This is a genomic window from Oleiphilus sp. HI0043, from assembly GCF_001634935.1.
Window position 1 is genome coordinate 1 of record NZ_LWEY01000694.1, and the last position, 1,019, is coordinate 1,019.

General features: G+C 45.7%; 1 pseudogene. It reads right to left on the reverse strand.

Annotated features, from left to right (window positions below):
• Positions 1-118: 118 nt before the first annotated feature.
• A pseudogene (locus A3729_RS08245) lies at positions 119-1,019 on the reverse strand (TAT-dependent nitrous-oxide reductase); the annotation flags it as partial.

The following is a 1,019-nucleotide window of genomic DNA, read 5'->3' on the forward strand; positions in this document are numbered from 1 at the left end:
ATAAGGATATACGCACTGTGCTTCTGTTTGTTCTGCTGTGTTTCCAGCAGTATTCGAGATGGTTGTGACATCTTGTACTTCTTTTTCGCCTTTAGCAGTTAGCTAAAGCTTAAAGGGTTTAAGCTTCGACTAACATTCGGCCACGCATTTCCATATGCAGTGCATGGCAGAACCAGTGACAGTAGAACCATTGTACGCCAACCTTGTCGGCGGTAAAGGTCACTGACTGGGTTTGCTGAGGGCCAATTTCCATACTGACGCCATGGTTGACCATACAGAAACCATGAGTTACGTCTTCTACCATATCAAGGTTAGTGATCACCATGGTGACTTCATCGCCTTGCTTAACGGTAAATTTGTTCAGGCCAAAGTTTGGTGCAACCGAGGTCATATAAACCGTCACTTTGTTACCCTTGCGAATAATCTTGTTGTCCATTTCAAGATTTACACCATCTTTCTTTGCTTGAGCAACGGTTTCAGCGAAGAAGGGGTCATCACGCTTCCAGATTTTGCTTGGCTTCACTTTGCTTCGATGAACGATCATACAATCGTGAGGCTCAGCAAAGGTCGGGCCGTCGTGAATCAGCTTCATTTCATCGCCGGAGATATCGATTAACTGATCATTTTCGGCACGAAGTGGGCCCGTCGGTAAGAATCGGTCTTTAGAGAACTTACAGAGACAGACTAGGTATTTGCCATCAGCATCACGGGTTTCACCCATGGTGGTGTGAAGGTGACCTGGCTGATAATGAACATCCAGCTTTTGGCGAATGTAATTAACTTTCTTGTCTTGATAAGCTTTGATCGCATCTTCCACGTTCCACTTAACCACCTGACTATCGATAAAGACGGTTGTATAAGCATTACCGCGTCCGTCAAAGGCTGTATGAAGCGGCCCTAAGCCCAGCTCTGGCTCTGCAACGATGGTATCGCGAGGTTTGATCTTATCATCAAATAGTGAAGCCAGCTTCTTGATCGCAATCACTGAAACGGTTGGTGAAAGCTTACCGTTAGCCACA